The organism is Cyanobium sp. L1E-Cus (assembly GCF_024345755.1).
GTDB classification, from domain to species: domain Bacteria; phylum Cyanobacteriota; class Cyanobacteriia; order PCC-6307; family Cyanobiaceae; genus Cyanobium_A; species Cyanobium_A usitatum.
Map to the genome: position 1 here is coordinate 81954 of NZ_JAGQBS010000002.1, position 14348 is coordinate 96301.

General features: G+C 63.3%; 21 protein-coding genes. 9 read left to right on the forward strand and 12 right to left on the reverse strand.

The features are described from left to right. Nucleotides 1–3: 3 nt before the first annotated feature. Together rpsO and ruvA are read right to left on the reverse strand one after the other, a co-directional pair. Nucleotides 4–273 (reverse strand): 30S ribosomal protein S15, encoded by a 270-nt coding sequence (gene rpsO / locus KBZ22_RS00450; RefSeq protein WP_106501986.1) that lies wholly within the window; start codon nucleotides 271–273, stop codon nucleotides 4–6. A 91-nt stretch (nucleotides 274–364) separates the two neighbouring features. Further along, nucleotides 365–1012 carry a Holliday junction branch migration protein RuvA gene (gene ruvA / locus KBZ22_RS00455; protein WP_255020623.1) on the reverse strand — a complete coding sequence of 216 codons (648 nt, stop codon included), beginning with the start codon at nucleotides 1010–1012 and terminating at the stop codon, nucleotides 365–367. 21 nt (nucleotides 1013–1033) lie between these two features. Here ruvA and KBZ22_RS00460 point away from each other — a divergent pair, with 21 nt between their 5' ends. Both KBZ22_RS00460 and KBZ22_RS00465 read left to right on the forward strand, forming a co-directional pair. Further along, nucleotides 1034–1513: a hypothetical protein gene (locus KBZ22_RS00460; protein WP_255020929.1), complete on the forward strand. Its 480-nt coding sequence runs from the start codon at nucleotides 1034–1036 to the stop codon at nucleotides 1511–1513. 14 nt (nucleotides 1514–1527) lie between these two features. Further along, nucleotides 1528–1977, forward strand: coding sequence for a hypothetical protein (locus tag KBZ22_RS00465; protein WP_255020624.1), 450 nt, complete (start codon nucleotides 1528–1530; stop codon nucleotides 1975–1977). Here the strand turns inward: KBZ22_RS00465 and KBZ22_RS00470 are convergent. Beyond that, entirely contained in the window at nucleotides 1946–2797 is an 852-nt protein-coding gene (locus KBZ22_RS00470; RefSeq protein WP_315858584.1) for a DMT family transporter, read from the reverse strand. The genes KBZ22_RS00465 and KBZ22_RS00470 overlap by 32 nt on opposite strands. 62 nt (nucleotides 2798–2859) lie before the next feature. Here KBZ22_RS00470 and dnaG point away from each other — a divergent pair, with 62 nt between their 5' ends. After that, nucleotides 2860–4953 carry a DNA primase gene (dnaG, locus tag KBZ22_RS00475; RefSeq protein ID WP_255020625.1) on the forward strand — a complete coding sequence of 698 codons (2094 nt, stop codon included), beginning with the start codon at nucleotides 2860–2862 and terminating at the stop codon, nucleotides 4951–4953. Between the two features lie 116 nt (nucleotides 4954–5069). Beyond that, a complete protein-coding gene (locus KBZ22_RS00480; protein WP_254959909.1) occupies nucleotides 5070–5318 on the forward strand; it encodes a hypothetical protein in 249 nt (82 codons plus the stop codon). A 77-nt stretch (nucleotides 5319–5395) separates the two neighbouring features. On the opposite strand, the gene KBZ22_RS00485 is transcribed toward KBZ22_RS00480, so the two are convergent. Further along, nucleotides 5396–5953 carry an isoprenylcysteine carboxylmethyltransferase family protein gene (locus KBZ22_RS00485; protein ID WP_255020627.1) on the reverse strand — a complete coding sequence of 186 codons (558 nt, stop codon included), beginning with the start codon at nucleotides 5951–5953 and terminating at the stop codon, nucleotides 5396–5398. Nucleotides 5954–6038: 85 nt separating this feature from the next. On the opposite strand from KBZ22_RS00485, the gene KBZ22_RS00490 reads away from it, so the two are divergent. Continuing rightward, nucleotides 6039–6287: a hypothetical protein gene (locus KBZ22_RS00490; RefSeq protein ID WP_254942455.1), complete on the forward strand. Its 249-nt coding sequence runs from the start codon at nucleotides 6039–6041 to the stop codon at nucleotides 6285–6287. A 15-nt stretch (nucleotides 6288–6302) separates the two neighbouring features. Here the strand turns inward: KBZ22_RS00490 and KBZ22_RS00495 are convergent, their stop codons facing one another. From KBZ22_RS00495 to KBZ22_RS00530, 8 genes are all read right to left on the reverse strand, one after another. After that, the gene (locus tag KBZ22_RS00495) at nucleotides 6303–7607 is read right to left on the reverse strand and encodes a Y-family DNA polymerase (RefSeq protein ID WP_254959913.1); all 1305 of its coding nucleotides are present in this window, start codon (nucleotides 7605–7607) and stop codon (nucleotides 6303–6305) included. A gap of 6 nt (nucleotides 7608–7613) precedes the next feature. Beyond that, nucleotides 7614–7988 (reverse strand): LexA family transcriptional regulator, encoded by a 375-nt coding sequence (locus KBZ22_RS00500; RefSeq protein WP_241518138.1) that lies wholly within the window; start codon nucleotides 7986–7988, stop codon nucleotides 7614–7616. A 51-nt stretch (nucleotides 7989–8039) separates the two neighbouring features. Further along, a complete protein-coding gene (locus tag KBZ22_RS00505) occupies nucleotides 8040–8273 on the reverse strand; it encodes a hypothetical protein (protein WP_254936852.1) in 234 nt (77 codons plus the stop codon). Further along, complete coding sequence (locus tag KBZ22_RS00510; protein ID WP_255020629.1) at nucleotides 8270–8647, reverse strand: hypothetical protein; 378 nt, start codon at nucleotides 8645–8647, stop codon at nucleotides 8270–8272. The genes KBZ22_RS00505 and KBZ22_RS00510 overlap by 4 nt, the downstream gene beginning before the upstream one ends. 86 nt (nucleotides 8648–8733) lie before the next feature. After that, nucleotides 8734–9735, reverse strand: a complete 1002-nt coding sequence (gap, locus tag KBZ22_RS00515) for a type I glyceraldehyde-3-phosphate dehydrogenase (protein WP_255020630.1) — start codon at nucleotides 9733–9735, stop codon at nucleotides 8734–8736. Between the two features lie 56 nt (nucleotides 9736–9791). Beyond that, nucleotides 9792–10451 (reverse strand): TMEM165/GDT1 family protein, encoded by a 660-nt coding sequence (locus KBZ22_RS00520; RefSeq protein WP_255020631.1) that lies wholly within the window; start codon nucleotides 10449–10451, stop codon nucleotides 9792–9794. Next, a complete protein-coding gene (locus KBZ22_RS00525) occupies nucleotides 10451–10867 on the reverse strand; it encodes a hypothetical protein (protein WP_255020633.1) in 417 nt (138 codons plus the stop codon). The genes KBZ22_RS00520 and KBZ22_RS00525 overlap by 1 nt, the downstream gene beginning before the upstream one ends. A 9-nt stretch (nucleotides 10868–10876) precedes the next feature. After that, complete coding sequence (locus KBZ22_RS00530) at nucleotides 10877–11419, reverse strand: pentapeptide repeat-containing protein (protein ID WP_255020634.1); 543 nt, start codon at nucleotides 11417–11419, stop codon at nucleotides 10877–10879. An 84-nt stretch (nucleotides 11420–11503) separates the two neighbouring features. Here KBZ22_RS00530 and KBZ22_RS00535 point away from each other — a divergent pair, with 84 nt between their 5' ends. From KBZ22_RS00535 to KBZ22_RS00550, 4 genes are all read left to right on the forward strand, one after another. Then, nucleotides 11504–11869 (forward strand): YraN family protein, encoded by a 366-nt coding sequence (locus KBZ22_RS00535; protein WP_255020635.1) that lies wholly within the window; start codon nucleotides 11504–11506, stop codon nucleotides 11867–11869. 304 nt (nucleotides 11870–12173) lie between these two features. Continuing rightward, nucleotides 12174–13013, forward strand: a complete 840-nt coding sequence (gene rsmA / locus KBZ22_RS00540) for a 16S rRNA (adenine(1518)-N(6)/adenine(1519)-N(6))-dimethyltransferase RsmA (protein ID WP_255020637.1) — start codon at nucleotides 12174–12176, stop codon at nucleotides 13011–13013. Next, entirely contained in the window at nucleotides 13006–13941 is a 936-nt protein-coding gene (gene ispE, locus KBZ22_RS00545) for a 4-(cytidine 5'-diphospho)-2-C-methyl-D-erythritol kinase (RefSeq protein WP_255020638.1), read from the forward strand. Before rsmA ends, ispE begins: the two co-directional genes overlap by 8 nt. Beyond that, nucleotides 13938–14273 carry a DUF3082 domain-containing protein gene (locus tag KBZ22_RS00550; protein ID WP_255020640.1) on the forward strand — a complete coding sequence of 112 codons (336 nt, stop codon included), beginning with the start codon at nucleotides 13938–13940 and terminating at the stop codon, nucleotides 14271–14273. The genes ispE and KBZ22_RS00550 overlap by 4 nt, the downstream gene beginning before the upstream one ends. Nucleotides 14274–14348 lie beyond the last annotated feature (75 nt).

The window sequence follows — 14348 nt, forward strand, 5'->3', positions numbered from 1 at the left end:
CGATCAGCCCCGGATGCCGAGCTTGGCGATCAAAGCGCTGTAGCGCTCCTTGCTGATGCCATTTAGATAACCAAGCAGGCGCTTACGGCGTCCGATCATCTTGAGCAGGCCTTGGCGCGAAGAAAAATCGTGCTTGTTTTTCTGCAGATGGCCGGTCAGCTGGCTGACCCGCTCACTGAGCATGGCCACCTGGACTTCCACCGATCCGGTGTCTGTGCCATGGGTCTGGTGACCGTTGATCAGTTCCTGCTTTTTGGTGGTGGTGAGCGGCATGGGCTGGGGAATAAAACGCAGGCTGGGCCCGGTTTGGGGACCTACGGTGCAAGTTCCCACCATACCTTCTGACGGACATTGGCATTCCGTCTCAATCCATTGGGCGGGATAGCCAGCGCAAGCACTCTCGGATCCAATCTTCTGCCCCGGCCGACTCCCCCATGCCGGCGGCGGCTATCGCGCGCAGGGCGCGATGGATTTCAAGGGCTTCGTAGCCCAGAGCGGCCAGGGTTAGCTGCACTTCATCTCGGCCTTCTGCCGGCAGCAGGGGGCCGTCCGCCAGCGAATCCGGATCGCCGTGGTTTTCCAGTTGCCCCAGAAACCGCTGCTGCAGTTTGGTCCGCAGCTCAACAGCCAAGCGCTCGGCTGTGCGCTTTCCCACCCCGGGTGCCTGGCAGAGCCGCCGCAGATCGGTCTGCACGATGGCTTGCACCAACTCCCTGGGATCCATCACTCCCAGTAATCCCAGGCCCATTTGAGGCCCTACGCCGCTGACGGCAACCAATTCCCGAAACAGATCCCTTTCGTGGCGCTCACCAAAGCCGTAGAGAATCCAGGCGTCGTCGCGGATGGCCAAGTGGGTGTGCAGCCCCAGCGCACTGCCCTCCTGCGGCAGCTGCTGCCATTGCCGCTGGCTCACCTGAACCTCATAACCCACCCCCTGACACACCAGCAGCAGGCCATAGCGCTTGTCCTGCTGCCAGGGATGGTTGAGTTGCCCTTGCAGCCAGCCGATCATGGAGTCAGTAATAGGTTCCCCATCGTGCCCGCCGTGTTCAGCCGTGCCCAGCCCCTGCCGCTTCCCCGGTTGAGCGCCTGGTTGCTGCCATTGCTGTTGACGGTTTGCATAGTGCTCACTGGTTGCAGTGCTTCCGCTCAGCCGCCGCGATCGGTGTTATTGCAGGCCCTGGAGTTGCAGATTCAGCTCACCCAGGGCGCCATCGCTGATGCCCTGGCCCTAGATGCCGGCGGCATGCCGGAGGTGAGTCGGGTGCGGGTGGCTCAGCAGCAGCCGATCGGGATCGGTGAGGCCAAGGGGCTGCGGCTGGAGGGCCAGTTCGACTGGCGCCTCGCTGGCGATCCGATCCGGGTGGACAGTCCCTTTGAGCTCTATCTGCAGCGGGGCGAGCGCGGCCAAAGCTGGCGTTTGGCCCGCCCCGTGGGCCCTGCCCCATCTACCGGCGCTGACGGGCAGCAGACCTGGATCACCGACCCCTTACCACTCAAGCCAAGGGGCTGATCAGCAACACTTAAATGATGGATACGAGCCCACCTGCCTGGCTGCCTGAGACAGCCGCCCGCATCTACCCCGGTTGGGTGCAGCGCAAGGCTGTCACCCTGTGCAAGCGGGATCAGAAACGTGGCGGCAGTAGCAACGTCCAGGAATACCGCATCGCCATTCACAACGCCGTGGTTGCATCGGGCGGCCTGGACCACTGGACCGGCGAGCAGCTCGACTGGCATCTGATTGGCACCTACGACAACCGGGAAGCTGAAGCTGGAAGCGGCGCACACAAGAAGCTGTACGCCCTACTTCCCACAATCGATCACCATTCCAATCTTCCCGAGCCAAATTTCGTTATCTGCGCCTGGCGAACCAATGACGCCAAACACGACATGACGCCGGAGGAGCTGGTGGAGTTTTGCCGCCGGGTTCTGGCCCATCACGAGGCTAGGACCGCTTCTGTTGCTGACTGTGGCTAAGGCTTACCAGGGTGGCTGCCAGAACGAGGCCAGCCCCGGCGATGGTCCAGCTGTCGATTGACTCACCAAATAGCAACCAGCCCCAGCCACCGGCAAACAGCACTTGCACGTAGCTGATCGCCGTTGCTCGCGCCGCCGGCAGGGCAGTGAGGCTGCGGGTCAAATACACCTGACCAAGCTGGGTGAAGACCCCAACCCCGACCAGCCAAAGCAGCTCCGCTGGGGTGGGAAGCACGGGATTGAGGGCCACCAGCGGCAAGCTCAAGGGCAGGGCCACCAAGGGGAAGTAAAAAACGATCACCAGCGGGTGCTCGCTCGTGCCGAGGGAGCGCACGCTTACGTAGGCAAATGCGGTGAACAGGGCACCGGCAACGGCGATGAGTACGGGAACAAGCGCCAGGGTCGCGCCACCCTGCAGCAGGCCGGCCGGTTGGGCAACGAGCAACACCCCGAGCCAGCCCAGGGCCATGGCCGCCAGCACCCGCTTGCCGATTGGCTCACCGAGCATCAGCCAGGCCAGCAGGGCCGTGAACGGCGGGTAGAGGTACTGCAGCACCGTGGCCGCAGCCAAGGGCAAGGCCGCTAGGGCGGCATAAACACACACCAGGGCGGCCGTACCGATCGCTCCGCGCCAGATCAGTAGCCAGCGCCTTTTGCCCCAAGCTGGAATCCCGGCTCGGTGCAACAGCCACCAGCTCAAGGCCACGCTCACAATCGCCCGGGCGAACACCACCTCGGCAACGGGAATGCGTCCTCCCACCTGCTTGACGCAGACGCCCATCAGCGAAAAGCTCAGGGCACTGGCAACCATGCCGAGCATGGCTTGCCTTCCCTGGTCAGAATCAGGCTTCGCTTCAGCGCCCACCGCAAATAGCCCCTTCCTTGAGCCTGCCGCGTCTCCACCCCCGCACGATTGAGGCCGTCAAGGAGCGGGCTGACATCGTTGATGTGGTTGGTGAGCACGTAGTGCTCAAAAAGAAGGGGCGTGAGTACGTAGGCATCTGTCCCTTCCACGACGACACATCACCGTCGATGACGGTGTCCCCGGCAAAGCAGTTCTACTACTGCTTCTCCTGTGGTGCCGGCGGCAATGCCATCAAGTTTTTGATGGAGCACCAGCGCCAGAGCTTCAGCGATGTGGTGCTGGAGCTGGCGCGCAAATACCAGCTGCCGATCGAGACCCTCGATGGCCCCCAGCAGGAGCGGCTGCGCAAGCAGCTCTCGCGCCGCGAACAGCTGCACCGGGTACTCAGCCTGGCGGCTGGTTGGTTCCGCAGCCAATTGCGAGCCCCTGAGGGAGCCGCCGCTCTCACTTATCTACGCGAAAGTCGCGGCCTGAATGAAGCCACCCTGGAGGCCTTCGAGCTCGGCTTTGCTCCCGACCGTTGGGATGGCCTGCTAATCCACCTGCAGCAGGTTGAGGGGCTCGGGCCGGAGCTGCTGGAGGAAGCAGGCCTGGTGGTGCCACGCAAGGGCGCCAGTTCCCAGGACGGCCGTGGTTTCTACGACCGCTTTCGCGGCCGGGTAATGGTGCCGATCAAGGACCGCCAGGGGCGGGTGATCGGTTTCGGTGGCCGCAGCCTCGATGGCGGCGAGCCCAAGTACCTCAACTCTCCGGAGACTGAGGTGTTCGAGAAGGGCAAGCATCTTTTTGGCCTCGACAAAGCCGCGGCCTCGATCCGCAAGGACGACCGAGCCGTGGTGGTGGAGGGCTACTTCGACGTGATCGCCCTGCACGCCGCCGGTATCACCAATGCGGTGGCGTCTCTTGGCACTGCCCTAAGTAGCCAGCAGATCACCCAGCTCTGCCGCTGCTGCGAGGGGCGGCGGATGGTGCTCAACTTCGATAGCGATGGCGCCGGTGTGCGCGCTGCCCAACGGGCCATCGGCGAAGTGGAGCAGCTGGCCCTGCAAGGCCAGCTGGAGTTGCGGGTGCTGCAACTGCCCTCCGGCAAGGATCCCGATGAGTTCCTCAAAAGCCAGGGTGCCGGCGATTACCGGGCCCTGCTTGATCAGGCGCCGCTCTGGCTCGACTGGCAGATCGAGCAGGTGCTCGAGGGTCGAGATCTAGCCCGTCCCGACCAGTTCCAGCTTGCGGTGACTGCCCTTGTTGCCCTGCTTGGCAAGCTGCCCCAGAGCGCAGTGCGCAGCCACTACTTGCAGCGGGTGGCCGAGCGCCTCAGCGGTGGTCAGGCTCGTCTGGCGATCCAGCTGGAAGACGATCTGCGTCAGCAGGTCAAAGGCCAGCGCTGGCATGGACGTTCTCAGAAGTGGGAGTTGCCGGGTGAGGCTGGGCTGCGGGAGCGGGCTGAAGCGGAGGTGTTGCGGATGTATCTGCACTGCCCCGGCTACCGCAGTGCGATCCGGGTGGAGTTGCGGCAGCGCGAACTCGACGATTTCGCCCTGAAGCACCACCGCCTGCTTTGGGCTGCGATTAGCGGCCTAGAGGAGGTCAACCTCGGTGTGGGGCGGCTCGAGGCGATCAACCGCGGCCACGACCCCGGCTCAGACCTCGCCGATCTTGATTTGCCTCGGTTGCTGGGCGATCAGCTGGTGGTGGAGCAGAGCGCCCTGCTCTCCAGGCTGACGCCCTTGCTTGAGCCTAATGAGCTGCAGCGCATGGCTTTCAGCCAGCCCCTGCTTCAGCTGCGCGGTGCCACGGCATCTCTGGAGCGCCAGAAGAGTGTCAAACGCTGCCGGCATCTGCTCGATGCCTGGAGCAGTCAGCGTCTTGAGACCCTGGAGCGTTGTATTGCCCGGCTTCTGGAGCAGGAAAGGGAGGAGGCCCGGGCCACGGCCTCAGGCCTGGCACCGCTTAGCGATATGGAATCGCGCATCGAGGCCCTCTTCAGCGAACTCAACAGTGACGCCCTGCGCTTTCAGGAGCTTTATTACAACGAACGCAAACATCTCGAACACCTCGACTCCCAGCGCCGCGCTGGCTACGAGGAGGTGATGGCCCAACCGGCGGCTTAATTAGCGGTAACCACTCTTGTCTTGCCCTAAGACCTTTTCAACACTCTGTTTATCCCCTCGCTTTGATGTTTCTTCCGCGGCTTTCCCTGTTTTTACTGCCATCTTTACTGCTGCCCTTGTGGCTTACCCCTGCCGCGCTTGCCCAGCCCTGCCCCTGCAGCTGTGAGCAACCCAGCCAGGGCGTGATCGGCCCAGATGGTCTGTGTCAGTGCCCCTGTGGGGTGGTGCCGATTCCCGGCATCAACGCCGAAACCCTCTCCGGCCCGCCGAAGCCGCCCCAGGCAGGTGGCCCCACTCCTACCTGGACCGTGGAACCGGGCTATGACGACGATTTTGGCGGCCCTTTCTGGGATGACTGGTGGTGATTTCACCAGAGCGTCAGCAAGTGGGGCAGCCAGCCAACGTTGCGCAAGCCCTCCACCAGTTCAATGATTGCTGTGATTCATACAAACCAGATGTCGCTGAGGATGTGGCGGCGAAACAGACGCGGGTTGCTGCTCCAGCTGGTGGGCTCGCTGTAGAGCCCTGGATTGGGCCAGAAGCGTGGCACCCGCTGCCGGTATTGGCGGAAGGATTCGCCGAATAGTTCTTCTAGCCGTTTTTCCTCCCTAGCCATAATCCCCGGGTAATAAAGACCAAATATCACCAGAAATAGCAGCGGGTAGGTGAGGGTTTCGGTGCTAAGCCCCACTCCCACCAAACCGATGCTGCTGAATACATACAAGGGGTTGCGACTGATCGAGTAGGGCCCCTCAGTGACCAGCTCTCCGTCCTTGCGGCCGGAGATAAAAAATGAACACCAGATCCGCCCTGTTGCTCCAATGGCAGCCAGGCCAAGCCCGGTGCTGAACAGGAACGTGGCCACATCCTCATGGTGCAGCTCCCAGCGGCTCTGGGTGAGTGCTAAGAAGATGAAAGCCAGTGCTGCCACCAACTTCGATAGCCCGGTGCGCTGCTGTTCCCACCAGGTTTTGCCGGCCGCTCTAGGCAATGGCGTCATGGGCTCGTCACAGTCAGCCTTGGTCTACACCTTCCTTTGCTGATCCCCGCATACGCTGCATATCTGCTGATTCCACCCTGGCTCCATGGGGTTTTTCGAGGTGTTCTGGGACGGTGAAGCCATCGGCGATGGCAGCGATCTTGAGGAAGCTCTCACCGCCTATCTCTCCGTGCAGCCTGAAGACATCAGCTGGGCTGAGGCCTGCGCCGCTGCCAGTGCTCCTCCCTGCATCCGGCGCTATGCCTCGTTTGAGGCCTACCTCGACAATGCCGATGAACAGGAGACGATCACCGTTACTGCCGCCATGATCGAAGCCGCCTTGTTGCCATTGTGATCAGGCCCGCAGTGATCAGGCCCGCACTACCGGGATGGCGTCTAGGCGGGTAGTGGCCGCCCCAGACAGTCGTGAGCGCCGCATTCGCCAAGGGGTCTGCAGTCCCGCGGCTGCCCATTGCACGGTGCCGCTGCCGTAGTGGCGGTTGAGCTGGTCGATGGTGGCCATTAGGGCTGTGCGACGGTGTTGTTGCTCCAAGGGCAGTGGCAGCAGCAAGTTGTGCTGGAGGGTCTCCTCTCCCTGCAGTTGCTGCATCAGTACGCCTGCTTTGTGCAGGGGCTTGTGGGGGCTGAACAGCACTGCCACCAGGGGTAGGGCTGCCTGCAGCAGTACGGCGGTGTCATTGCTGGCTAGCGGCAGGCTCACCGTGGCGCTGTTGCTGTAAAAACTGGTGCCATTGAAGGGGTTGCTGCGCACGAACACCGTGATGGCACCAGCCCGTTGCTGTTGCCGCCGCAATTTCTCCGCTGCCCGGCTCAGGTAGGTAGCAACCGCCTCCCTCAGTTCGCTCTGGCTGGTGATCGGCTGGCTAAAGCTGCGGCTCACGCAGGTTTCCCGCTTGGCGGCCGGCAGGGTCTCTAGCGGTAGGCAGGCCATACCCCGCAACTCCTGCTGCAGGCGCAGTCCCACCACGCCGCAGCGGCGGCGCAGTTCGCCACTGGGCATGTCGCGCAGAGCCTTGGCATCGGCGACACCGCGCAGGCGGCACCAGCGGGAGAGCTGGCGGCCCATGCCCCAGACATCCTCGATGGCGACCGCTGCTAGGTGGGGATCGGGGTCATCCATGCTGCCGAGGTCGAAGACACCCGTGGCGCTGGCCGTCGTCTTGGCAAGTCGGTTGGCGAGCTTGGCCAGCACCTTGCTGGGGCCGATGCCTACCGCCACCGGCAGGCCGAGCTGGCAGAGCACGTGGTGACGCAGCTGCCGGCCCCAATCGTGCAGGCTGCGCTGGTCGGCGGGCCGGCTTAGCTGGCCGAAAGCTTCATCGATCGAATAGATCTCCAGCGCTTCCACCCAGGGTTCCAGGGTGGCCATCAGCCGCTGGCTCATATCGGCGTATAGGGCGTAGTTGGAGCTGCGCACCACCACGCCCTGGCGCTCCAGCTCGCGCCGCACCTGAAAGTAGGGCTGGCCCATGCGGATGCCGAGGGCTCGGGCCTCGGCGCTGCGCGACACGATGCAACCGTCGTTATTGGAGAGCACCACCAACGGCCGCCCCAGCACGGCGGGATCCAGCACCGCTTCGCAGGAGGCGTAGAAGTTGTTGCCGTCGATCAGCACGATTGCCTGGCGGCGGCGGCTCCAGGGTTCGCAGGTCATGGCGCTCTACGGCACACCCCAGCCAGGTTCCAGCGTGCGGACCGCGTGCAGGGCCACCGCCCAGATGCGAGCGCCATCAAAGCAATCCAGCTCTAGGGGCGGGTAGGCCGGGTGGGCTGCCTCTAGCCGTAGCCGGCCTTGGTGGGCTACTAGCCGTTTAAGGGTGAAGCAGCCGTCCAGGCAGGCCACCACGATCTGGCCAGGGCGGGGCTCCAGGCCTCGATCGACGATCAGCAGGTCGCCGTGGTCGATTCCGGCTGCCTGCATCGATTCACCACTCACCCGTAGCAACACCGTGCTGGCGCGGCAACGGATCAACTGGGCATCGAGACTGGCGCTTCCCGGCAATGGCGGAAAGACCGGATGGGCTGGGTGTGCCAGGCGCGCGCCGCGGGTCAATCCATACTAGTTCAGGCGTACTGCCGCGCTGTTTTAGTCCGGCTCGCCGGACTCGGGCGTAGTGGTGGTGAAGCGGCGGTAGAGCCAGGCGCCAGCTGCGCCCCACAGCAAGGTCCACAACACAAAGGTGGTGAGGGTGCCGAGCTGGCCGGTCTCGAGGGAATAGACGCCGGCCTGGATTAGGCCCGCATCGATCAGGGAGCCGCCGATGCCCCAGCCGAGCACCCAGCTGAATAGAAAGCCGATCGCCTGAAGATTGCCGGTCATGGGGTGGAGGTTAGGCGCTGGTTGAAGCGACTAATGAACAGTGCTAGCGGCATCGGACCGCAACGGCGTTGCCAGCCCAGCCCTTCCGGATAGCGCCGCCAGCAGGACAGGCGGCCACCGCGGCGGTCCAGGCAGATCAGGTAGCGGTAGGTAGCAACAGGTGTTGGAGAAAGGTTTTCCGGTGCTGGCAGCGGCGCCAAGGGCAAGAAAACAGCATGCAGCTCCTGCCAGCTGCTGGGCGGCCTGCCGCTGCTGCGCAGGGGCGAGCCAAGCAAGCTGGCTAGCTGCTGGGGGAAGCCGGCGTCTGGCAGCAGCCAGTGGCCCTGGCGGGATTGGCAGGGTTCGAGCAGGGAGATCACGGCGGCACAGGCCATGGGCAGAAAAGGGCAGGACCCTTCTCCAGTGCCCGGCCTGTCCCACGGTCAGCCGCGGTGGGGTAGCTCCCGGATCAGACCCGGCCCTAACCCACGCTTTCCATATGGCGCATTAGGTCGAGGCACTTGCAGCTGTAGCCCCACTCGTTGTCGTACCAAGCCACAACCTTCACGAAGGTGTCGGTGAGGGCGATACCGGCTCCGGCATCAAAAACCGAGGTGCAGCTCTCACCCAGAAAGTCGGTGCTCACAACCTCGTCTTCGGTGTAGCCAAGAATTCCGGCCATGGGGCCTTCGCTGGCGGCCTTCATGGCGGCCTTGATCTGGTCGTAGCTGGCGGGTTTGGCCAGGTTCACGGTGAGGTCCACCACCGATACATCGGGGGTGGGAACGCGGAAGGCCATGCCGGTGAGCTTGCCGTTGAGCTCGGGGATTACCCGGCCAACCGCCTTAGCAGCACCGGTGGAGCTGGGGATGATGTTTTGGGCTGCGCCGCGGCCACCACGCCAGTCATTCACCGAAGGGCCATCCACGGTTTTCTGAGTGGCGGTGGTGGCATGCACCGTGGTCATCAAGCCATTGACGATGCCGAAGTTGTCGTGGAGCACCTTGGCGACAGGTGCCAGGCAATTGGTGGTGCAGCTGGCATTGGAAACCACGTCCTGGCCCGCGTAGCTGCTGTGGTTCACACCCATCACGAACATTGGTGTGGCGTCCTTGGAGGGAGCGCTCATCACCACACGCTTGGCGCCGGCATTGATATGGGCGCGGGCGGAGTCGTCGGTGAGGAAAAAACCGGTGCTTTCGAGCACGTAGTCGGCGCCAACCTCGCCCCACTTGAGGTTGTTTGGATCTCGCTCGGCGCTGATACGGATCACCTGGCCATTCACCACCAGCTGTCCGTTTTCGACGGCCACCTCACCCTGGAAGCGGCCATGGGTGGAGTCGTAACGGAGCATGTAGGCCAGGTAGTCGACCTCGATCAGGTCGTTAATACCAACGATCTCCACGTCCGCCAGGGTCATGGCACGGCGGAAGGCAAGGCGGCCGATGCGGCCAAAACCGTTAATGCCGATGCGAATGGTCATGGTGGTGCTCCCTAAACCCTGTGGCGAAAGTATGGGGGCACCATACGGGGGATGGATCAGCTCAGGGCCTGGCTCAAGGCCGCCAGACCAAACACCAGAAACAGGCCGCCACTGAGGCGATAGAGCAGGCGCTCATTCACCCATTGACCAATCCACTTGCCGGCGCCTACGGCAAGCCAGGTGACCAGGGCATGACCTAACAGGGTGCCGGCGAGGAGGCCGCCAAAGCTGAATACCTGGGCCGGCGCAGTGGCCATAAAAATCGTGGTGAACTGGGTTCGGTCGCCTAGCTCAGCGATAAACACCAGTACGAAGGCCTCCCAGATCACGGCCCAGGCCGTGTTGAAGGCCTTGCTGCTGTCCGCCGTATTGATCGCCTGCTCAGCCTCCTCCTTCTCCTCGGTAGCCGCATTGGCAGCCATGCCCTGGGCATCGATCAGCAGCTTGATGCCAAAGCTGAGGAAGAGCACGGCGGCCAGCCAGGGCACCAGGCTTTGGGGTAGAAGCTCCCGCAGGCCGTATCCAAGGGCAAGGGAGATCAGGGTGACCGCGGTTAGGGCGGCAAATGAGCCAATAAATACCCAGCGGGCGCGGTGGCGCACCGCCAGGATCAGCGCCATGAAAAAGGTTTTATCGCCCAGCTCGGCCAGGGTGATGGCGGTGAGGCTGGAGCCGAAGGCAGCCAGGCTGGGATCGCTGGAAAGGGTTGGAGCCATCACTTATCAATAGCCGAGGGGATGTCCTCCTCGTCCTCCAGCAGCAATTGCTGGAAGGCGGTGTATAGATCGCCATATTCCGCTGCGGTGCGCCGATCTGCCCGGCCAGCGGTGTTGCGACCACGGAGCTTGGTGGGGCTGGCGGCAATACTTGGCGCCGGCGCAGGGGTAACGCTCTGGCGGCGGCTCTCCAGCTCGCGCAGCCGATCCATCAGGTGGGGCGGCACCGTGCCATCGGGGCTGACCTGCATCAGCTCCCGGAACAGGGCCTCCGGGTTTTGCTCCAGCTCCACCTTGTGGCGTCTATCGCTGGCCTTGGTTTGGCTTTGCTGAGGCGGCTCAGGCTTGGGTAGGGGTTGGGGCAGACTGCGGCCCAACGCCTGGAGGCGTTCGCGACTACGGGCGTCGAAGCTCATCGATTCAGCTCAACTGCAGCCCAGGCTGGCGCGGGTGTCGCGGCCGGTCACCGGGTTGGTGCCACTGGCAAGGCCACAAAGGGTTTTGAGCGCATCACCCCGCAAAGGCACATTGGTGAAATCTGCCCCCTCAATCACCACATTTGTGAATTTGGTGTTGAAGGCAAAGGCGTCTTCCAGCACTGCATTGGTGAGGTTGGTGCCATCGAAGATCGCCGAGTCGAGCGTTGCCTCTTTCAGGTTGGTGTTGCTTAGGTCAGCGTCCTGAAGCTTGGCGCCAAACAGGCTGGCCCCCTGCAGGTCGGAGCCGGCAAAGGTGGCATCCCGCAGATTTGTGAGGTTGAAGGTGGCACCCCGCAGATCCTGGTCATGAAAATCAGCGCCAATTAGCACCTGTTTGGCCACATCCATGGCCGCCTGGGCGGGCAGGGGGGAGACCAAGGCCAAGCCGATGGCACTGACCAGGGCGAACAACAGCGCCAGCACCCCGCCGGCCAGGCTGCCCGGAGAACGACCGGAACGGGATCGACCGGAAAATAAAAGGGGCAACATGACGGCTGGGTGGGTATCTCAAGCCTAGGCAGGCCACCTAGCAGCGCACTGCGTGGGAACCCTGGGAGCTGCTGTTACAGGCCTATGGCTCGCACCACTGCACGCCGCCAGGGCGACTGGGCCGAGCAGCGGGTGCTGCGCCTACTGCTCGGCAGGGGTTGGCGGTTGCTCTCACGCCAGTGGGCATGTCGCTGGGGAGAACTGGATCTGGTGCTGGAAAAAGGGGGCCGCCTGTTGCTGGTGGAAGTGAAAGGTCGCAGCCGTTGCGGGCCAGATAGTTGGGGTGCCGGCGCCCTGCGCCGCGGCAAGCGTCAGCGGTTGGAGCGTGCCTGGCACTGCTGGCTGGAGGACCATCCGGTTTGGGCGGAGAGCTCGGTGGAGCTGGTCTTTGCCTTGGTGCCCCTGGCACCGGCGCCCGGACCTGTTCGCTGGATCCGCGCCGATCACTGATCGGTAGTGGCCGCCGGCGCTGGCTGGCTGAACTCGACAGTGCATAAATAGCGATAGTTGCCCATCCCTACCTCCGTTTCCTGGCAACGCTCAGCAGTAACAACCGCACCAGCTGGAAGCTGCTGCCTAGCCCGTTCAATGGCGTTGCTTTTGTCCCAGATCGAGGATGCGGTAACGCTGCCTGCCTGAGCGGGAAGGGTCAGGAACGGCAGCGAGGCAACTATGGCCGCAGCGCAAATTAATGCCTGCGGATGAATGCCTGAATCTGGGGCAACAGCCATTGTGGATACCTGACGACTTCAAGATGACATTTACTGCCCACCGCGCCCGCAAACGCTTCGGCCAGCACTGGCTGATTGATCAGGGGGTGCTCTCACGCATCGTGGCGGCCGCAGAGCTTGAAGCCAGCGATCGGGTGTTGGAGGTGGGGCCGGGCCGGGGAGCTCTCAGCGAGCGGCTGCTGGATACACCGGCGGCGGCAGTGGCTGCAGTGGAGCTTGACCGCGATCTGGTGCTGGGCCTGCAGGAGCGCTTTGGCGACCAGCCGCGCTTCCAGCTCACCTCGGGGGATGTGCTGACAGTGGAGCTTCCTGCCGCCAACAAGGTTGTGGCAAACATTCCATACAACATCACAGGCCCCCTACTAGAGCGGCTGGTGGGCCGGCTCGATCGACCGGTGGCCCACCCCTACGACCGCCTAGTGCTGCTGGTGCAGCGGGAGGTAGGGGAAAGGATCCGCAGTGAGCCTGGCGCCAGCGCCTTTTCGGCTCTGAGCGTGCGCATGCAGCTGCTGGCCAACTGCCACTCCGTTTGTGCTGTGCCGCCGCGCTGTTTTCAGCCGCCGCCCCAAGTGCACTCGGAGGTGATCCTGTTGGAGCCGCTGCCAGTGGAGCAGCAATTGGCACCCCAACTAGCCCGCACGGTGGAGATGCTTTTGAAGCGCTGTTTTGCCGCTCGCCGCAAAATGGTGCGTAACTCCCTGGCAGGTCTGCTGCCAGAAGCTGAACTTGCTGGGTTGGCGGCAGCAGCGGGCATCGGCCTCCAGCAGCGGCCCCAGGAGATCGCGCCAGCAGCCTGGGTGGCGTTGGCGGGCAGCTTGAATCAGGTCATTGCTGCGCCCGCTGCCGCCCCTACCCATGGCTGATCTATGCGTGCGTGCCCCCGCCAAGATCAATTTGCACTTGGAGGTGCTGGGCCTGCGCCCCGATGGCTTCCACGAGCTGGCGATGGTGATGCAGTCGATCGATCTGGCCGACAGCCTGCGGTTGCGGCCCACGGCGGATGGCCAAATCAGCCTCCAGTGCAATCGGGTAGACCTGCCCACTGACAGCAGCAATTTGGTCGTCAAGGCAGGTGAGATGTTGCGTGCCCGCTCAGGTTTTGCCGAGCTTGGGGCCCAGATCGTGCTCGAGAAGCGCATCCCGATCGGCGCTGGCCTTGCGGGCGGCTCCAGTAATGGAGCGGCGGCGCTGATTGGTCTCAACGAGCTATGGGGACTGGGCTTTAAGAGTCAGGAGCTGCACAGCATGGCGGCTGAGCTTGGTTCAGACATGCCGTTTTGCCTTGATGGCGGCACCCAGCTCTGCTTTGGCCGCGGTGAGCTGTTGGAAGCCTTGGCCTTCAATTCAACCCAGCCTCCGGCGCTACTGCTGCTCAAGCACCCGGGGGTGAGTGTCAGCACTCCCTGGGCCTACGGACGCTGCAAGGAGCTACGCGGCGATTTCTATCTCGAGGCTGAAGCCGACTTTGAGCAGCGCCGTCAGGCCCTACGTCAGGCGCCCTTGCTAGGTGCCATCGCGGGGAATGGGAGCTGGCCACCACTACGCAACGACCTGCAGGCCGTGGTGGAACCAGAGGTGGAAACCGTGCGCCAGGGCCTGGCATTGCTGCGCCAGACCGAGCAACCTTTAGCTGTTGCCATGAGCGGTTCTGGCCCCAGCTTGTTCGCCCTGTTCTCCAGCCTGGACCAAGCCCGCAGCGCCCATGCAGACCTAGCCGAACGGTTTGAACGGGACGGCTTTGAGTCTTGGTGTTGTGGCTTCAGCGATCGGGGTGTCAGCCTGCTTCAGTGACAAAATCCGAATCCCCCATCAAGCCCAGTGATCCAGCGCCCCGTAAAGGGCCGCTGAGTTTCCTCTCGGGCTCGCTCACCGCTGGTCTGCTGGCCTGGCTGGCCTTGGGTCTGAGCCAGAAATTGGTGGCGTACTACGCACTGCATCCACCCAGCTACGGCTCGGCAATTGCCCAGAGCATCGCCACGGCCCTCAAAACGCTGATTGTTGGCATGTCGTTTCTTGCCACCTTCAGCTTTGCCTTCATTGGCATTGGTCTGGCGTTGGTGTTCCTGCGCAACTTGGTGTCCGGTTCCGGATCGGCTCCAGCCGAAGCGGCTGAAAAGCCCTAGCTTCGCTCCATGACTCCCCACGACCTGGGTTTGCTGGTAACGCTGCTGCTCCCCGGCATGCTGCTTTCGGTGTTG